Source organism: Pseudomonas sp. F1_0610 (assembly GCF_047470865.1).
Classification (GTDB): domain Bacteria; phylum Pseudomonadota; class Gammaproteobacteria; order Pseudomonadales; family Pseudomonadaceae; genus JAZDRH01.
Map to the genome: position 1 here is coordinate 31,935 of NZ_JAZDRH010000016.1, position 17,058 is coordinate 48,992.

Genomic DNA, 17,058 nt, shown 5'->3' on the forward strand with positions numbered 1-17,058 from the left:
TGTGATTTATTTCAAATAAAGCTTGCAAATCAAATACTTATCTCTATAATGCGCCGACAAGAATTGATGCACTCATAGCTCAGCTGGATAGAGTACTCGGCTACGAACCGAGCGGTCGGAGGTTCGAATCCTCCTGAGTGCGCCACTTTTGATTTGACTGGTTAGCTTGATCAGTCATATCGGTAAGCCAGTAGTGGACTGGTTAAAAATCACTAACTTCGCACTCATAGCTCAGCTGGATAGAGTACTCGGCTACGAACCGAGCGGTCGGAGGTTCGAATCCTCCTGAGTGCGCCATTTTTTAAAAGCTTGCTTTAACAGCAAGCTTTTTTTTTGTTCATTTTTTATAAATGAAATCTAGTCTGCGTAATCTTAATGCACAATGCATTAGTATATCTAAACAACACAAAAGGCCCGTAAGCGCACCAGTATCGTTTTAATAAGTAGTTAGCCTTAAGTGGTTTTGCAAAGGAAGGATTTAATGTCTGAAGCAGAAGCGAAAAAGCCTCAAGATCGTATTCAGGAGCATTTAGCTCAAGTACATGCGCTATTGCAACGACATCGAGATATGCCTATTAAAGCTTTATCTAAAGCAGCGGCATTACCTGATTATCTTGTAGAGTTACAAGAGAAACTTCAAGAACTGCATCCGGCTGATATTGCCTATATTCTTGAGGCCTTGCCTTTAGATGAGCGTTTAATTGTTTGGCAGTTTGTTGATGTTGAAGATGATGGTGAGATTCTTCTAGAGGTTTCTGATGCGGTACGAGAAACCCTTATCGCTGACATGGATGATCAAGAGATCTTAGCGGCAGCTAAAGACCTTGATGCTGATGAGCTTGCTGACTTAGCTCCTGAGCTTCCGCAGGATGTTGTTCTAGAGCTAATGGAGTCCTTGGACGTTCAGCAGCGTGAGCGAGTTCGTTCGGCACTTTCTTACGATGAAAACCAAGTCGGTGCTTTAATGGACTTTGAAATGGTCACTATCCGCGATGATATCTCGCTGGAAGTGGTCATGCGTTATTTGCGTCGTTTAAAAGAGTTGCCTGATCAAACGGATAAGCTCTTTGTGGTTGATCATGATGGCGTACTTAAAGGTGTCTTGCCAATAGATCGGTTATTGCTAAATGACCCAGAAAAGCATGTTATTGAAGTGCTAGATGATGAGCCTATTACCTTCCATCCTGATGAGGATGGATATGATACAGCGCAAGCATTCGAGCGTTATGACTTGGTTTCAGCGCCTGTGGTAGATCGGCAAGGTAAGCTTGTAGGGCGTTTGACTATTGATGAAATGGTCGACTTAATTCGTGAAGAAATTGATAGTGAAGCTTTGAATCGAGCTGGTTTGCGTGAAGAGGAGGATATTTTCGCCTCCGTTTGGCGTTCTGTAAGAAACCGCTGGGCGTGGCTAGCCATTAATTTAGTCACCGCCTTTATCGCGTCACGAGTGATTGATGGCTTTGAAGACTCCATTGAAAAGCTAGCGGCTTTAGCCGCATTGATGCCTATTGTGGCAGGTGTGGGTGGTAACTCAGGTAACCAGACGATTACCATGATTGTGCGCGCAATGGCACTAGATCAGGTTACTACGGGCAACACGTCAAGGTTGTTACGCAAAGAGTTAGGGGTTTCTTTAGTTAACGGCTTAGTCTGGGGTACTGTTGTCGGTTTTTGTGCCTACTTGTTGTATGGTAATTGGGATCTAGGTGTGGTAATGGTTGCAGCTATGACCTTGAACTTACTGCTCGCAGCCTTTATGGGGGTGATTATCCCTATGACCCTAGTACGTTTTGGGAAAGATCCAGCAAAAGGCTCTAGTGTCATGATTACTGCTATCACAGATAGTGGTGGATTCTTTATCTTTTTAGGCTTAGCTACTATCTTTTTGTTGTAGACGCGCCTTTTCTGTTTGCCATTTAAGGTATAAGCGCGGTAATGTTCGTTTGATTTATCGATCAAAAACATTACCGTGTGATATAAAAATATTGCCTTTTGGTATCTCAAGGAGCGTACATGTCTTCAGCACCAAGCCTTATGGACGGTGTGCAACTCATGCTTGTTGGCATGGGTTTGGTTTTCCTGTTTCTAGTTGTACTTATTGGATGCATTCGCTTAATGGCGGTAGTGATAGCACCTTTTGCTAAACAGCAGCCAGCCGTAGCGCCGATTAAAACTAAGCAGCCTACCATTAGCGAATCTCAGCCAAGTGCAGAAATAATTACTGCTATTGAGCTGGCGATTAAGCAGCACCGCGCGCAATCGCGCCAATAACTTTAGATGTGGAGTTAAGTAATGACTGCTCAAAAAGCATTGAATATTACCGATGTTGTGTTACGTGATGCGCACCAATCTATTTTAGCCACCCGTGTTCGACTTGAAGATATGCTACCCATTGCTGCCAAGCTGGATCAGGTGGGGTTCTGGTCTGTGGAAACTTGGGGGGGCGCAACCTTTGACTCATGCATTCGTTATTTAGGTGAGGATCCGTGGGAGCGTATCCGCGCGCTAAAACAGGCTATGCCTAACACACCACAACAAATGCTATTACGTGGCCAAAATCTATTAGGTTATCGTCATTATGCCGATGATGTTGTCGATAAATTTGTTGAGCGCGCAGCAGTGAATGGCGTTGATGTATTTCGTGTATTTGATGCAATGAATGATCCGCGCAACTTAGAACGTGCGATTAAGGCAGTTAAAGCCAATGGTAAGCATGCGCAAGGAACAATTTCCTATACTACGAGCCCAGTGCATACCTTGCAAATGTGGTTAGATTTAGCAAAACGCATTGAGGATCAAGGTGCTGATTCCCTTTGTATCAAAGATATGGCAGGTATTTTAACGCCATATACTGCCTATGAATTAGTTAAGCAGCTAAAAGCGCAAACTAATTTATTAGTGCACTTACATTGCCATGCCACGGCGGGCTTATCCACGGCTACCATAGTTAAAGCGGTAGAGGCAGGGGCTGATAATGTGGATACCTCTATTTCCTCAATGTCGATGACATATGGTCATTCGCCAACAGAATCTGTTGTAGCTATTTTTAAAGATACAGAGCGTGATAGCGGCTTAAAGTTAGAGTTATTAGAAGAAATCGCGGCTTATTTCCGCGAAGTGCGTAAAAAGTATGCCAAGTTTGAAGGTAATTTACGGGGTGTTGATTCACGTATTCTGGTAGCTCAAGTGCCAGGCGGTATGTTAACCAATATGGAAAATCAGCTGCGCGAGCAGAATGCTAGCGATAAGTTTGATGCAGTATTGGCGGAAATTCCGCGCGTTCGTGAGGATTTGGGTTTTATTCCTTTGGTAACCCCTACGTCACAAATTGTAGGCACTCAAGCCGTTATTAACGTTTTAACAGGTGAACGTTACAAAACTATTACTAAAGAAACAGCGGGCGTATTAAAAGGTGAGTATGGTGCTGCGCCAGCAGCTTTCAATGCTCAGTTGCAAGCGCGAGTTTTGGATGGTAGTGAAGCCATCACGTGCCGTCCAGCCGATGTTTTAACGGATGAATTAGATGTTTTAACAGCAGATGTTAAAAAGCTAGCACAGGAGCATGGCTTTAAACTGGCCGATAATGAAATTGATGATGTGTTGACTTATGCGCTGTTTCCTCAAATTGGCCTTAAGTTTTTGCAAAACCGCGATAACCCTTCTGCGTTTGAACCTGTACCAACAGGTCAAGAAGCAGTTTCAACGCCAGCTAAAGCTGATCAGCCGGCAGCCTACACAGTTGAGGTTAATGGCCAGCAGTTTGTAGTTAAGGTTTCTGAGGGAGGGGATATTGAAGGCTTGAAACCGCTAAACGCAGCGGCTAATGCGGCTTCGGCTGCAAGTACGCCAGTAGCTGTAGGTGCTGGTGAGCCTCAAGTGGCTCCTTTAGCGGGTAATATTTTTAAAGTGCTCGTTGAAAAAGGTGACTCAGTTGCTGAAGGGGATGTTGTTATTATTCTTGAAGCAATGAAAATGGAAACTGAAATTCGTGCAATGCGTGCTGGCACTATCAGTGGTGTCAATATCAAAGTGGGTGATGCTGTCGCAGTGGGCGATACATTACTGACAATTGCATGAGGCTAAGCTATGGATAAGTTACTTAATTTATGGCAAAGCACAGGTATTTATCAATTAGTACAAGGCCAGGCCAGTGGTCAGGTATTAATGATTGTTGTTTGTGCAGCGCTGATTTTCTTGGCTATTCGCAAAGGTTTTGAGCCTTTATTGCTAATTCCTATTGGTTTTGGTGGTATTTTAGCGAACTTGCCTGGCGCAGGAATGGCAGAGGCAGGTGGGCTACTCAATATCCTCTATGAAGTAGGTTTGCCTACGAGTGTTTTCCCGTTGCTCATTTTTATGGGTGTGGGCGCTATGACTGATTTCGGCCCTATGCTGGCTAATCCTAAGACGCTGTTACTAGGCGCAGCCGCTCAGTTTGGTATTTTTGGTACTTTGCTGGGAGCATTAGCTATAGGTAGTTTAGGTATTCCTGGGCTGGAGTTTACCATGCGTGAAGCCGCTTCTATTGCCATTATTGGTGGTGCGGATGGCCCAACGTCGATCTTTGTGACTTCTCGCTTGGCGCCTGACTTACTTGGCCCTATTGCGGTAGCGGCTTACTCTTATATGGCGTTGGTTCCTTTAATTCAGCCGCCAATAATGCGAGCCTTAACCAATAAGGCAGAGCGTGGCATAGTGATGACTCAGTTGCGCCATGTTAGTCAAACCGAAAAAATTATATTTCCAATAGTGTTGTGTCTATTAATTGGCTTGTTATTGCCCGATGCTGCTCCTCTTGTTGGTATGTTTGCTTTTGGTAATCTCATGCGTGAATCTGGTGTGGTTGAGCGCTTAGCTGATACCACGCGCAATGCCTTAATTAATATAGTCACTATTGCTTTGGGCTTGACAGTAGGCTCTAAACTTTCCGCAGATTCATTCTTACAAATGAAAACCTTGGGTATTCTATTGTTAGGTATGATCGCCTTTAGTGCTGGCACTGCCGCTGGGGTGATTATGGCTAAAGTTATGAATATCTTTAGTAAAAATAAAATCAACCCTTTAATTGGCTCGGCTGGTGTTTCGGCTGTACCTATGGCAGCGCGCGTATCTAATAAAGTAGGTCTGGAGTCTAATCCTCAAAACTTCCTGTTAATGCATGCTATGGGGCCGAATGTTGCTGGTGTAATAGGTTCTGCTGTAGCGGCAGGTGTATTACTTAGCTTTGTAGGTTAGTTGTAAAAAGGCTACGTTAGTAGCCTTTTTGAGGCGATCAAACCGCAATCAAAAAAGTGAACACTAGGGGATTTACAAGAAAAGTGGGATTAATAAAAGTTATTTATTTTTATTGGGCTTTAGTGTTTTCTAGTGCTTCCTCTGCTTTTCTTAGTGCTTCGGCAGCTTGAGCTTGTGCACGAGCCGATGCATCTTCAGCAGCTTGGATGCGGGCTAGCATTTCCTTCTTATCAATACTACTGCAAGCAGAAAGGCCAGCAATAGCTATAATGCCAATTAAAAGGGTTGAGGTAAGTTTGCGCATAACAACTCTCTAGGCTATAGAATTTTGTATAGTATAGCCTGAGTAACATGACTACAATATAAACCGCTGCTATGAGCGGTTTATATACTAGTTCTGTGCAACTACCTGGATATTAATGGCATGCATACCTTTAGGGCCTTCTTGTAACTCAAATGTTACTTGTTGCCCAGCTTTTAAGGTTTTGTAGCCTTCCATAGTTATTGCGCTATAGTGTGCAAACAGATCCTGAGTGTCACCGTCAGCCACAATAAAACCATATCCCTTGGTATTGTTGAACCACTTAACTTTACCGTTAATCATTTGGCTTCCTCTGCAAATACCTTCTGTGAGGTATTATTTAATACTTTCATAAGTTATCTTAGACAATTGCCTGAAATGACTTATCATCTAGATAGTAGCGTTTTAGCATCACTGCTAATAGTGTCAATTACCGATAAGGTCTGTGACGATTTAAATCAATTTTTTAAAAAATAATTTTACAAATGAGTGATATATATAACAGCCATGACATAGAGCAGGATGGTGAGCTTACTTTTGCAACACAAGCCGCTAAGCCTAAACTAAAACGACCACCTTTATATAAGGTGATCATGCTTAATGATGACTACACACCTATGGATTTTGTGGTAGAAGTACTAAAAATATTCTTCTCAATGTCCTCAGAGCAAGCCTTTGCTGTAATGCGTGCTGTTCATGAGCAAGGGAAGGGGGTTTGTGGTGTTTATAGTAAGGACATTGCAGAAACTAAAGCAGAGCAAGTAACGCAGTGCGCACGTGATAATGAATATCCATTATTATGTGAGATAGAGCAAGAATAAACGGATATGCAGAGAGAGGTGTAAGTATGTTGAATGCCGAATTAGAAACCACCTTAAATGCTGCATTTATTTATGCGCGTGATAATCGTCATGAGTATGTGACGGTAGAGCATATTTTGCTGGCATTGCTAGATAACACAGTAGCACGAGCTGTGCTAAAAGGTTGCCATGTCAACCTAGATTCGCTGGCCGGTGAGTTAAGTGAATTTATTGAGCAAACTACACCACGCTTAACCACAGAGGATGAGCCGCAGCCATCCCTAGGTTTTCAGCGTGTTTTACAGCGCGCTGTTTTTCATGGGCAAAGTAGTGAAAAGAAAGAAGTCGATGGTGGCGATGTTTTAGTGGCGATCTTTTCTGAGGCTGATTGCCAAGCGTTATACCTGTTGCAAGCACAGAATCTTAGCCGTCTAGATGTTGTTTCTTATATTTCGCATGGTTTATCCAGTGAAGAGTCACCTCATAATGAAAGCAACACAGAAGACATGGATGAGGAAGCCCAAGCACAACAGCAGTCAGCCTTAATGCTTTATACGCAAAACCTTAATCAGTTGGCTTTTGAAGGTAGAATTGACCCTTTAGTTGGGCGTGAAGCTGAAGTGGAGCGGGTGGCGCAAATTTTAGTGCGCCGCCGTAAAAATAACCCTTTACTTGTAGGTGAAGCAGGGGTTGGTAAAACAGCCATTGTTGAGGGATTGGCTAAACGCATAGTCGAAGGTCGAGTGCCTAATATTTTGCGCGATAATGTTATTTATGCATTAGATTTAGGGGCGTTATTAGCAGGTACTAAGTACCGTGGGGATTTTGAGAAGCGCTTAAAAAAGGTGCTTTCTGAGTTGGTAAAGCAACCACAGGCTATTTTGTTTATTGATGAAATTCATACCATCATTGGGGCAGGTTCAGTTTCTGGTGGTGCTATGGATGCTTCTAATTTATTAAAGCCGGCCTTGTCAAATGGACAATTGCGCTGTATTGGTTCAACTACTTTTCAAGAATATCGCGGTATTTTTGAGAAAGATCGTGCACTAACACGGCGTTTTCAGAAAGTTGATGTGAATGAGCCTAGTTTAGATGATACCTATCAGATTCTATTGGGTTTAAAAACTCAGTTTGAGCAACACCATGATTTGCAATATAGCGAAGAGGCACTGCGTGCAGCTGTCGATTTGTCTGCTCGTTATATCACTGATCGACATATGCCGGATAAAGCTATTGATGTAGTAGATGAGGCCGGCGCCTTCCAACGATTGAAAACTAAAGAGCAACGACTAGCTATTATTGAGGTTGAACAGATAGAAGAGGTGGTTGCCAGAATAGCCCGTGTACCTTCGCGTCAAGTGAGCAGTAATGATAAGCAGCAGTTGAGAAATCTTGAGCGAGATTTACGCTTAACTATTTTTGGTCAGGATCAAGCAATTGAAGATTTATCATCGGCGATTAAACTGTCTCGGGCAGGGCTTAAATCACCTAGTAAACCTGTAGGATGCTTTTTATTAGCTGGCCCAACAGGAGTAGGAAAAACAGAGCTAGCGAAACAATTGGCGAAATCATTAGGTATTGAGCTGGTGCGCTTTGATATGTCTGAATACATGGAAAGGCATACGGTCTCTCGTTTAATAGGTGCGCCACCTGGTTATGTCGGTTTTGATCAAGGCGGGCTGCTAACTGAGGCCGTTACTAAAAACCCTCATTCAGTATTGTTGCTAGATGAGTTGGAAAAAGCGCATCCTGATGTTTTTAATCTCTTATTGCAAGTGATGGATAATGGCACATTAACAGATAATAATGGGCGCAAAGCTGATTTTCGTAATGTCATTTTGTTAATGACAACAAACGCAGGAGCGCAAATGGCAAGTCGCTCTTCTTTTGGTTTTACTGAGCAAGATCATAGCTCTGATGCAATGGCTGAGATTAAACGCTTCTTTACCCCAGAGTTTAGAAATCGTTTAGATGGTATTGTGCAATTTTCACATTTAGCGCAGCAAACATTAGAAAATATTGTTGATAAATTCTTGGTTGAGCTGCAGGTGCAGTTGCAAGAGAAACAGGTTCAGTTGCAAGTAAGTCATGCGGCTCGTGTTTGGTTGGCGAAGAAAGGTTATGATCCTGTGATGGGCGCAAGACCTATGGCGCGAGTGATTCAAGAAAAGGTAAAGCGACCTTTGGCAGATGCCTTGCTCTTTGGTGAATTGTCTGAGCATGGTGGTTTGGTAGATATTGATTGTATCAATGATGCGCTTACTTTTAGCTTTCAGGCTGAATCTGCACTTTGTGAAGCTTAAAGTTGCTGTAGTAGCTATGAAAAAGCCAGCATAAATGCTGGCTTTTTTAGGCGGCTAATTAAATATTAGCGAGCACGGTAGGTAATGCGACCTTTGCTCAAATCATAGGGTGTTAATTCAACACGCACTTTGTCGCCAGTTAAGATGCGAATGTAATTTTTACGCATTTTGCCTGAAATGTGAGCGGTAACAACGTGCCCGTTTTCAAGTTCAACGCGAAACATGGTGTTAGGCAAAGTATCAACAATAGTGCCTTCCATTTCGAAGCTGTCTTCTTTAGACATGCAGTAAAACCTCAATATAAAATAGAGCCAAGAAGGCTTGGTAAAAATCGGCGGTTATAATACCAGTAAATAGGGCAAAACACCAAGTGCTTGATGTTGGGATTGGTTAGTCAATTAGCTTAACCTGGCGCCAGTTGTCAAAATAGCGTAGCTCAATAGGTCTATATTTTGCTTTATAACTCATTTTTTGGCAATTTTTTAACCAATAACCTAAGTAAACATAACTGAGTTTGCGCCGCTTTGCTTCTTCAATTTGCCAAAGAATAATGAAGCTACCGAGGCTGCGCTTTTCTTCTTTAGGGTCGAAAAAGCTATAAACAGCGGATAGACCATCTACTAAAATATCAATTAAAGCAATGGCTATCAGTCGCTGTTTAAGTCGAAACTCGACTAAATGGGCAAATGGGTAGGGATACAAAATAAAATCTTGGTATTGTTCTGGGGTAGCAGGGAACATGCTACCATCAGCATGGCGTGCATTAATATAACGCTCATAAAGCTGATAATGTTCTTGCTCAAACTGAATAGGTACTAGTTTGCTTTGTAAGTCTTGGTTGTGTTTAAAGGTGCGTTTTTGTGTGCGACTAAACTCGAACTTATGCACAGGCACACGAGCTGGGGTGCATTCATTGCAGCTTTCACAATGAGGGCGATACACATAATCACCACTACGGCGAAAGCCTAGTGCATTAAGTTTTGAGTATTGTTCGGTGGTTAGTGGCGTACTATCGCTAGTAAACAGACTTTTAGCTTGTCGATCTGGGAAGTAGCTGCAGTCATGGCTTTGGCTAAGAAAGAACGATAGCTCATCAATATTGTTTTTAATGGTCATATAAACGTTTTAGCTCGCTTGACCAATTCATTGTCGTCGTTTGGTCAAGATAACGGGTTAGGTAAGACGAAAAATTACTACGACTAATTTCACTGGCGCCTAAGCTACTTAAGTGCTGAGTGTGCATTTGGCAGTCAATCAAAACAAAACCGGCTTGTTTAAGATACTGTACCAAGGTAACAAAGCCTGTTTTAGAGGCATCGGTGACTCGGCTAAACATGGATTCTCCAAAAAATAGTTTACCCATAGCAATGCCATATAAACCACCAACTAGCTCATGGTTTTGCCATACCTCAACGCTATGGGCGTAGCCTAGTTTGTGGAGTTGGCTATAACCTTGGATAATATCCTCTGTAATCCATGTGCCTTCTTCATCGCCCCTGGGTGCGGCACAGGCCTGGATGACTTGAGTAAAGCAGCGATTGAAAGTAACTTCAAATATATTTTTTCGCAGGCTTTTGCGTAAACTTTTTGAGACATGTAGGTTCTCAGGTAAAAGAACCATACGCGGGTCAGGCGACCACCATAAAATGGGTTGGCCTTGTGCAAACCATGGAAAGCAGCCATGGCGATAGGCTGCCAATAGACGTGCACTCGATAAATCACCGCCTGCAGCCAGCAGTCCGTTTGGCTCATGTAATGCACAGGTAAGGGGTGGAAAATCAGTGGAGTTGCGTTTTAACCAAGTTAGCATGATGGTGTCCATGTGAAAATCGTCATTATTATACAAGTTTAATCGCGAAATCCTCATTGCGTGATCTAGATGGCGTAGAATATACGTGTTAAATCCGTACAATGATGTTTTTAAGTTAGTTTAAAGTAATGCAGGACTTTTCTTTGAAAAATAGAGACGAAGATTTATCTGTAATGGAAGTGCAAAGTTGGAAGCAGCAAGCTGTACTACGTCTGAAAGAAGGCTTACTAATTGCTTTAGTTGTTATTTGTGTGTTTTTTTGGATGTCGTTAGCCACTTTTGATGCTAATGATCCAGGCTTTACTAATATTAACGTGCAAAACGCACCTATTCGAAATGCCGGTGGTCCTTTGGGGGCGTGGATTTCGGATGTACTCTTTAGCGTGCTAGGCTATTTTGCATGGATATTTCCATTGATCTTAATGTTCAAAATCGCTCAGGTTTTTGTGAATCGTTACAAACCAATGATTTGGAATGGTTGGCTATTTACATTACGCGCCTCAGGTTTTTGTTTTTTAGTGGCAACAGGAGCTGCGTTAACGGCGATTCATTTCCAAGAGCCAGCGAATGCCCCCGCTAATTTTAATATTTTAGGTAAAGCTTTAGGGTTCACTTTAGAGCAATTATTAGGTACTCAAGGCTCCAGTTTATTGCTTATTGCAGCATTTTTATTTGGTTTTACTGCCTTTAGTAATCTCTCTTGGTTTGCTGTAATGGAAGCTATAGGGCGCTTTACTTTAGGTGCTCTCGACTGGGGCTTTGAAAAACTCAAAGCCTGGTGGCAAGTTAAAGAAGATAAAAAAGTATTTGATGATGAAGAGGATGAACCATTACTAGCGCCTAAACTGATGGATGAAGAACCTGATTTTGATGAGGATAGCTTCTCAGCATTGGATGACTTTGAGCCTGACCACGTAAAACCACGTGCGGCACCTGTAACAGCTGATGAGCCTGTGAAAAGTAATAAGCCTATTATCGTTCCACCTGCAAGATCTACATCAAAATCAGTAGTTACTGAAGACGAGGAAACTAGCGACTTCATTTGGAGTGGTTTTGACTCTGATCGCCATGAGCCAGTAGTGAGCGACGATTTTGAGTTTGATAATTCTGAACCTGTCATGCTAACACCGCCACAAAAAGCCAGAGCTCATGCAGAGAAAACAGCTCCTGTTACCCATGAGGTAGATGAAACCTTCTATTTTGAGCCAGATGAACTAGATGAGTTAGATGAACAACCTTATAGTTCCAGTTTGGTTGGGTCAAAAAACAATGCTTCATTTCATCGGCCAGTTGCCAATGATGTGGATTTTGGTTTTGTAGATGATGAAGATGATGTGCCTGTGTTGTCACAGCCCGCACGTGAGCCCGTAGCTATTACAGCGCCTGATCCTATTCCTACTATTCCTGTACCGCAATTTGCTCAAACTATGCCAGGTATGCAGCGTGAAACAGTGCGTAGCTTGCCACCGTTACCATCAGTTGAATTGCTAGATGCGGCTGAGATTAAAGAGCAAAGTTACTCAGAAGAATCGCTACAGGAAATGTCTCATGTCCTAGAAACCAAGCTCAAAGAGTTTGGTGTGTCGGTTAGGGTTGAGTCTGTGCATCCTGGTCCTGTGGTAACACGCTTTGAAATTTTATTGGCAGCGGGGGTGAAGGTTAGTCGTATTACTAACCTGGCAAAAGACTTGGCACGCTCAATGGCGATGACTAGCGTACGAGTGGTTGAGGTGATTCAGGGGAAAACCACGGTTGGTATTGAGGTGCCCAATGAAAATCGCCAAGTAGTACGTTTAATTGAAGTGATAGATTCACCTGAGTTTCAAGAGGCTAAATCGCCTGTGGCGTTGGCGTTAGGGCATGATATTGGTGGGCAACCAGTAACCGCTGACTTGGCAAAAATGCCGCATCTATTAGTGGCAGGTACTACTGGTTCTGGTAAGTCTGTAGGGGTTAACGCCATGATTTTGTCTGTACTTTTTAAGTCTACACCTGAAGAAGTACGGATGATTATGATAGACCCGAAAATGCTAGAACTTTCGATTTATGAAGGTATTCCGCATTTACTCTGTCCTGTTGTAACGGATATGAAAGAAGCGGCTAATGCTTTACGTTGGTGTGTAGCAGAAATGGAACGCCGCTATAAGCTGCTGGCAGCGGTAGGCGTACGTAATTTGGCTGGTTATAACCGTAAAGTTAAAGATGCTCAAGAAATCGGACGACCGCTCAGTGATCCGTTATACCGCAAAAAAAGCATTGATGACCTACCACCACCTTTAGATAAACTATCCACTATTGTGGTGGTAATTGATGAGTTTGCCGACATGATGATGATTGTCGACAAGAAAACCGTTGAGGAACTTATCGCCCGTATTGCTCAAAAAGCACGTGCGGCCGGTATTCATTTAATTCTAGCCACTCAGCGGCCATCAGTAGATGTGATTACAGGTTTAATTAAGGCCAATGTGCCAACACGCATGGCATTCCAAGTATCCAGTAAAATTGACTCCCGTACTATTCTGGATCAAGGGGGCGCTGAGCAGTTGCTAGGCTATGGTGATATGTTATTTTTAGCACCAGGTACTAGCGTGCCAAATCGTGTGCATGGTGCTTTTGTTTCTGATGATGAAGTGCATCGTGTAGTGGAAGCTTGGAAACAGCGTGGCACACCAGAATATATCGATGAAATTTTAGCAGGCGCTGAAGATGACAACGGCAGTGAAGGCTTTGAAGGCACTGGCAGTGATGAAGATGATCCGCTTTATGATGAAGCGGTACAGTTTGTGACGCAATCGCGCCGCGCGTCTATCTCTGCAGTGCAACGTAAACTACGCGTTGGTTATAACCGTGCTGCTCGCATGATTGAAGCTATGGAGGCTGCAGGTGTGGTATCTGCACCAAGCCATAATGGTTCACGTGATGTAATAGCTCCTCCTCCTTATCGTGATTAAGAGAACTCTATGCGTATACTTTTAAAAGCACTAACCCGTTTTTCATTAGCTGTTGGCTTGGTGTTGTCGATAGTACCAGCCCAGGCACAGGATGCCGCTCAGCGTTTGAGTGATTTACTCAGTAAGACAAACACTATCTCCGGGCGTTTTTCGCAACTGACGCTAGATGCCAGTGGTACGCAACTACAAGAAGCGCAAGGTAATATGGTGTTGCAACGACCAGGCCAGTTTCGTTGGCATACGGATCCACCTTTAGAGCAAGAATTAGTCAGTGATGGCAAAACCGTGTGGTTATATGACCCTGACTTAATGCAGGTGACAGTGCAAAAAATGGATCAGCGCTTAACTCATACGCCAGCTTTACTGTTATCAGGTAGTGCTAAACAAATCAGTGAAAACTTTGAGGTAGAGGTTTTTGAAGGCGGCACTGTTGTTGACTTTACACTGCGCCCTAAGGCTAAAGATACCTTGTTTGACAGCCTGCGCTTATCGTTTCGTAATGGCGTAATTAATGACATGCAACTATTGGATGCGGTGGGACAGCGCACCAATATTCTCTTTTTTGAACTGGAAATGAATAAACCAGTGGATAAAAAACAATTTACTTTTGATGTGCCTAAAGGCGTTGATGTGATTCAGGAGTAAGTGTGGATTTATTTGCGCAAACGCCACCAGCCCAACCACTAGCCGCACGTTTGCGTGCGGCTAACTTGCATGAGTACGTTGGACAGCAGCATATTTTAGCAGCTGGTAAACCTTTGCGCGAAGCACTAGAGCAAGGCGCTTTGCACTCCATGATTTTTTGGGGGCCGCCTGGTGTAGGTAAAACCACCTTAGCTAAGTTACTGGCTGATATTACAGATGCGCACTTTGAAACTATTTCGGCGGTATTGTCTGGGGTAAAAGAAATTCGCCAAGCTGTAGATATCGCTCGCCAGCAGGCAGGACGTGGGCGTCGCACGATTTTATTTGTAGATGAAGTCCATCGTTTTAATAAGAGCCAGCAAGATGCCTTTTTGCCCTATGTGGAAGATGGAACACTGATTTTTATTGGTGCGACAACAGAGAACCCTTCCTTTGAACTGAATAATGCATTGTTGTCGCGTGCTCGTGTTTATGTATTAAAAAGCCTTGATCAAGAAGCTATGTTGCAATTAATAGAACGTGCGCTTACGGAAGATAAAGGCTTAGGTGCGCGCCAATTAAGCATGGACTTTGCAGCTAAAGAGCTATTAATGAATGCAGCCGATGGCGACGGTCGACGCTTGCTTAATCTATTAGAAAATGCGGCTGACTTAGTTGAAGATGGCAGTGCTATAGAAATAGAACTACTGAAAAGCTTGCTAGGTGATAGTGTTCGGCGCTTTGATAAGGGCGGTGAGGCTTTTTATGATCAAATTTCTGCACTGCACAAATCGGTACGAGGCTCTAATCCTGACGCTGCACTGTATTGGTTTGCTCGCATGTTGGATGGCGGCTGTGACCCGCTTTATATAGCTCGTCGGGTGGTGCGCATGGCCAGTGAAGATATTGGTAATGCGGATCCCAGAGCTTTAGGTATTTGTTTAGATGCATGGCATGTGCAAGAGCGCCTTGGTAGCCCAGAAGGCGAGTTGGCTATTGCTCAAGCCGTAGTCTATTTAGCTTGCGCGGCAAAAAGTAATGCAGTGTATATGGGATATAAAGCCGCGCGGCGTGATGCTGCTGAGTTTGGCTCTTTAGAAGTGCCATTGCATTTGCGTAATGCACCTACCAAACTCATGAAACAACTCGGTTATGGGGAAGAATACCGCTATGCCCATGATGAGCCTAATGCGTATGCTGCCGGTGAAGATTATTTCCCAGAAGAGTTATCGCCACGTCAGTATTACCAGCCGGTAGAGCGTGGTTTAGAAATAAAAATTGCCCAAAAGCTTGAGCATCTACGCCATTTAGATACAAATAGCGCACGTCAAAGACGTAAACAACCATGAATATTGCTGTTTTTTTTGCGATTGCCTTAGGCGGTGCTGTTGGGAGCCTGTTGCGTTATATGGTAGGCTTGTGGGTTAGTGCACATTGGGCAAGTTATTTTTATCTAGCTACTTTTAGTGTAAATATACTAGGTAGTTTTTTAATGGGCTGTTTGTACGGATTATTTCTGTTGCGCCCAGAAATACCAGAAGTGATTCGTTTAGGTAGTATGGTTGGTCTGTTAGGCGGTTTTACTACCTTTTCCTCCTTCTCTATTGAGTCATTTCGCTTATTGCAAAATGGGCATATTTTAACGGCTTTAGGCTATATACTTTTAAGTGTTGCATTAGGCTTGCTAGCGGCATGGGCAGGCGTTGTGTTAACAAAATCTTGATAACTAAGTACGGATATTTTCATGCTTGATTCTAAATTGGTTCGCACCCAACCTCATGAGGTAGCTGCGCTACTGAAAAAACGTGGGTTTATTCTCGATGTAGAGAAAATTAGCGAGTTAGAAGCTCAACGTAAACAAGTTCAGTCTCGTACTGAAGAGCTGCAAGCACAGCGTAATAGTCGCTCGAAAAATATCGGGCAAGCTAAAGCACGTGGTGAAGATATCGCGCCTTTATTGGCTGAAGTAGATCAGCTAGGTTCTGACTTGGATAACAGCAAGCGCGAATTGGAAAGAATTCAAGCTGAGTTTGATGCTGTTTTATTAAGTATTCCTAATATTGCCCATGAGTCAGTGCCAGAAGGCGCTGATGAAGAAGAGAATGTTGAAGTACGCCGTTGGGGTACAGCCAATACATTTTCTTTTCCAGTTAAAGACCATGTTGAGTTAGGTGAAAACCTAGGAGGCATGAGTTTTGAAACAGCCGCCAAGTTATCAGGCGCACGCTTTGTCGTATTACGTAATGGTATTGCGCGCTTGCATCGCGCATTAGCGCAGTTTATGTTGAACTTACATACTTCTGAGCATGGTTACGAAGAGGCTTACACACCTTACTTAGTGCAAGCTCCAGCACTGCAGGGCACAGGGCAGTTGCCTAAGTTTGAAGAGGACTTATTCCGTTTGGATCGTGAAGACCAAGCGTCGTTATATCTGATTCCAACGGCAGAAGTCACACTAACCAATACAGTGGCTGATAGTATTTTAGAAGCTAAAGATTTACCTATTAAACTGGTAGCGCATTCACCTTGTTTTCGCAGTGAGGCAGGCGCATCCGGTCGGGACACTCGGGGCATGATTCGCCAGCATCAGTTCGATAAGGTAGAAATGGTACAAATCGTGGCGCCAGAACAGTCATTTGAGGCGCTAGAAAGCCTAACCAATAATGCTGAACGAGTATTGCAGTTATTAAATTTACCTTACCGGGTAATGGCGTTATGTACTGGTGATATGGGCTTTAGCGCAACTAAAACCTATGATCTTGAGGTCTGGATTCCTAGCCAAAATAAATACCGCGAAATTTCATCATGCTCTAACTGTGGTGATTTCCAAGCGCGACGTATGCAAGCGCGTTATCGTCATCCTGAAACAGGTAAGCCTGAATTAGTACATACACTCAACGGTTCTGGTTTGGCGGTAGGTCGTACTTTGGTCGCGGTACTTGAGAATTATCAGCAAGCTGATGGTAGCATTCTTGTACCAGAAGTATTGCGTCCTTATATGGGCGGACTTGAAGTGATTCAGGCTTAACGG

General features: G+C 43.3%; 15 protein-coding genes, 2 tRNA genes and 2 pseudogenes. 14 read left to right on the plus strand and 5 right to left on the minus strand.

From position 1 onward, the window contains the following. Positions 1 to 68 precede the first annotated feature (68 nt). The 6 genes from VQ643_RS10090 (at position 69) to VQ643_RS10115 (ending at position 5,238) form a co-directional block, all read left to right on the plus strand. Positions 69 to 145, plus strand: a tRNA-Arg gene (locus tag VQ643_RS10090). 75 nt (positions 146 to 220) lie between these two features. Continuing rightward, a tRNA-Arg gene (locus tag VQ643_RS10095) sits at positions 221 to 297 on the plus strand. A gap of 184 nt (positions 298 to 481) precedes the next feature. Continuing rightward, complete coding sequence (mgtE, locus tag VQ643_RS10100; RefSeq protein ID WP_414199647.1) at positions 482 to 1,897, plus strand: magnesium transporter; 1,416 nt, start codon at positions 482 to 484, stop codon at positions 1,895 to 1,897. A 119-nt stretch (positions 1,898 to 2,016) separates the two neighbouring features. Further along, entirely contained in the window at positions 2,017 to 2,274 is a 258-nt protein-coding gene (locus VQ643_RS10105; protein WP_414199648.1) for an OadG family protein, read from the plus strand. A gap of 21 nt (positions 2,275 to 2,295) precedes the next feature. Further along, complete coding sequence (gene oadA, locus VQ643_RS10110; RefSeq protein WP_414199649.1) at positions 2,296 to 4,080, plus strand: sodium-extruding oxaloacetate decarboxylase subunit alpha; 1,785 nt, start codon at positions 2,296 to 2,298, stop codon at positions 4,078 to 4,080. Between the two features lie 9 nt (positions 4,081 to 4,089). Then, on the plus strand, positions 4,090 to 5,238 hold the full coding sequence (locus VQ643_RS10115) for a sodium ion-translocating decarboxylase subunit beta (protein ID WP_414199650.1): 1,149 nt from the start codon (positions 4,090 to 4,092) through the stop codon (positions 5,236 to 5,238). Between the two features lie 109 nt (positions 5,239 to 5,347). Here the strand turns inward: VQ643_RS10115 and VQ643_RS10120 are convergent, their stop codons facing one another. Continuing rightward, on the minus strand, positions 5,348 to 5,542 hold the full coding sequence (locus VQ643_RS10120) for a hypothetical protein (RefSeq protein ID WP_414199651.1): 195 nt from the start codon (positions 5,540 to 5,542) through the stop codon (positions 5,348 to 5,350). An 87-nt stretch (positions 5,543 to 5,629) separates the two neighbouring features. Next, positions 5,630 to 5,842 carry a cold shock domain-containing protein CspD gene (cspD, locus tag VQ643_RS10125; protein ID WP_414199652.1) on the minus strand — a complete coding sequence of 71 codons (213 nt, stop codon included), beginning with the start codon at positions 5,840 to 5,842 and terminating at the stop codon, positions 5,630 to 5,632. Between the two features lie 182 nt (positions 5,843 to 6,024). Between cspD and clpS the strand changes: the two genes are divergently transcribed. Further along, the gene (gene clpS / locus VQ643_RS10130; protein WP_414199653.1) at positions 6,025 to 6,360 is read left to right on the plus strand and encodes an ATP-dependent Clp protease adapter ClpS; all 336 of its coding nucleotides are present in this window, start codon (positions 6,025 to 6,027) and stop codon (positions 6,358 to 6,360) included. Between the two features lie 26 nt (positions 6,361 to 6,386). Then, entirely contained in the window at positions 6,387 to 8,642 is a 2,256-nt protein-coding gene (clpA, locus tag VQ643_RS10135) for an ATP-dependent Clp protease ATP-binding subunit ClpA (RefSeq protein WP_414199654.1), read from the plus strand. 65 nt (positions 8,643 to 8,707) lie between these two features. On the opposite strand, the gene infA is transcribed toward clpA, so the two are convergent. The 3 genes from infA to aat form a co-directional block, all read right to left on the minus strand. Then, positions 8,708 to 8,926 (minus strand): translation initiation factor IF-1, encoded by a 219-nt coding sequence (gene infA / locus VQ643_RS10140; RefSeq protein WP_053101714.1) that lies wholly within the window; start codon positions 8,924 to 8,926, stop codon positions 8,708 to 8,710. A gap of 106 nt (positions 8,927 to 9,032) precedes the next feature. Beyond that, positions 9,033 to 9,758, minus strand: a complete 726-nt coding sequence (locus VQ643_RS10145; protein ID WP_414199655.1) for an arginyltransferase — start codon at positions 9,756 to 9,758, stop codon at positions 9,033 to 9,035. Then, a complete protein-coding gene (gene aat, locus VQ643_RS10150) occupies positions 9,748 to 10,452 on the minus strand; it encodes a leucyl/phenylalanyl-tRNA--protein transferase (RefSeq protein WP_414199656.1) in 705 nt (234 codons plus the stop codon). Before aat ends, VQ643_RS10145 begins: the two co-directional genes overlap by 11 nt. A gap of 173 nt (positions 10,453 to 10,625) precedes the next feature. On the opposite strand from aat, the pseudogene VQ643_RS10155 reads away from it, so the two are divergent. From VQ643_RS10155 to serS, 6 genes and pseudogenes are all read left to right on the plus strand, one after another. Continuing rightward, positions 10,626 to 11,168 (plus strand): annotated as a pseudogene (locus tag VQ643_RS10155) (DNA translocase FtsK 4TM domain-containing protein); the annotation flags it as partial. A gap of 741 nt (positions 11,169 to 11,909) precedes the next feature. Continuing rightward, positions 11,910 to 13,403, plus strand: a pseudogene (locus VQ643_RS10160) (DNA translocase FtsK); the annotation flags it as partial. Between the two features lie 9 nt (positions 13,404 to 13,412). After that, positions 13,413 to 14,048: an outer membrane lipoprotein chaperone LolA gene (gene lolA, locus VQ643_RS10165; protein ID WP_414199657.1), complete on the plus strand. Its 636-nt coding sequence runs from the start codon at positions 13,413 to 13,415 to the stop codon at positions 14,046 to 14,048. 2 nt (positions 14,049 to 14,050) lie between these two features. After that, on the plus strand, positions 14,051 to 15,376 hold the full coding sequence (locus VQ643_RS10170) for a replication-associated recombination protein A (protein WP_414199659.1): 1,326 nt from the start codon (positions 14,051 to 14,053) through the stop codon (positions 15,374 to 15,376). Beyond that, positions 15,373 to 15,750: a fluoride efflux transporter CrcB gene (gene crcB, locus VQ643_RS10175; RefSeq protein ID WP_414199661.1), complete on the plus strand. Its 378-nt coding sequence runs from the start codon at positions 15,373 to 15,375 to the stop codon at positions 15,748 to 15,750. The genes VQ643_RS10170 and crcB overlap by 4 nt, the downstream gene beginning before the upstream one ends. Before the next feature lie 21 nt (positions 15,751 to 15,771). Next, positions 15,772 to 17,055, plus strand: coding sequence for a serine--tRNA ligase (serS, locus tag VQ643_RS10180; RefSeq protein WP_414199662.1), 1,284 nt, complete (start codon positions 15,772 to 15,774; stop codon positions 17,053 to 17,055). The last annotated feature ends 3 nt before the right edge of the window (positions 17,056 to 17,058 follow it).